At 76.6% G+C, this 1,268-nt stretch carries 1 pseudogene; it reads right to left on the bottom strand.

Annotation, left to right across the window (positions count from 1 at the left end):
* A pseudogene (locus ACQRUO_RS39465) lies at window positions 1-1,240 on the bottom strand (cell division protein FtsK); the annotation flags it as partial.
* Between the last annotated feature and the right edge of the window lie 28 nt (window positions 1,241-1,268).

Raw genomic sequence — 1,268 nt, 5'->3', positions numbered from 1 at the left:
CGCCCCGGCCGCCCGACGCCTGGGCCGCCGCCGAGGCGCGCGCCGCCGGCACCGCCGGCTCCTCGGGCGCGGCGGTGCGGTCCTGCACCTGGTGCATGATGCCGGCCACCGCCGGCGAGGCCGGCACGCCGTGCAGCAGCGCGCCGTCCAGGTCGGCGGCCACTCCGGCGGCCAGGTCGCGGGTGTGGAACGGGTCCTTCTTCTCGAAGGACACCCCGACGGCCGGCTCCGCCGTCCCCTCCTCGCCGTCCGCCTCGACCGCCTGCCTGCGCCGGCCGCGCCGGCGCCGGCGGGCCGCCACCTCGTCCTCGGGGTCGTCGTCCTCGACCGTGTAGGGCAGCGCCTCCGGGTCGGCGTCCTCCGGCGGCTCGGTGGACGGCTCGTGCTCGCTGCCGACGTACTCGCCGTATTCGTCGTACTCGCCGTACTCGTCCAGCTCGTCGTGCGGCACCGGCTCCACCACGCCGAGCCGCTCGCCGAGCCGCCGCAGCCGCTCGGGGATCTTGTTGACCGGGGTCGCGGTGACCACCAGCAGCCCGAAGAAGGCCAGCAGCAGGAGCAGCGGGACGGCCAACGGCGGACCGGCCGCGGCCATCATCGGCGTCGAGGCGGCCCAGCCCAGGATCCCGCCGGCCTGCCGCATCCGGGTCGCCCCGCTGTCCATCCCGGGGGCGCCGGAGCCGATGTGGACCAGCCCGAGCACCCCGATCACCAGCGTGCTCAGCCCGATCGCGATCCGCCCGTTGGCCTCCGGCAACCCCGGGTGGCGCATCAGCCGGACCGCGATCCCCACCAGCAACAGCGGCACCAGCACCGCGAGCCGGCCGAACAGCCCGCAGACCACCGAGGTGGCGGCCTCGCCCAGCCAGCCCTGCGGGCTGAACCAGGTGCCGGCGGCGGTGACCAGACCGAGCGCCAGCATCAGCAGCGCCACGCCGTCCTTGCGGTGGGCCGGGTGCAGGCCCTTGGCGCCGTCCCCGAAACCGCGGAACATCGCGCCCACGCTGTGCGCCAGGCCCAGCCAGCAGGCCCGCACGGCGCGGAAGAGTATCGGTTGCCCGGCCCGCGGCCCGGCCGCCGCGGCGGGCGGCGGAGCGGCGGGGGCCTTCTTCGCCGGCGGCCGGCGGGCCGGGGCCTTCTTCGCCGGGGCGCCCTTGGGCTGCGCGCCGCGGGCGGCGGGGGCCTTCTTGGGCGCCGGCTTTCTTGCAACTGTCTTCTTCTCCTGGGTGGCCTTCTTCACCGGTTCCAGACTCGTCTTGCGTTCCGCG

Origin of the sequence: Kitasatospora sp. LaBMicrA B282, assembly GCF_050325825.1 — a bacterium.
Lineage (GTDB): Bacteria > Actinomycetota > Actinomycetes > Streptomycetales > Streptomycetaceae > Kitasatospora.
The sequence above is the reverse complement of the archived record's forward strand: the minus strand, read 5'-3'. Positions and strand labels throughout refer to the sequence as shown.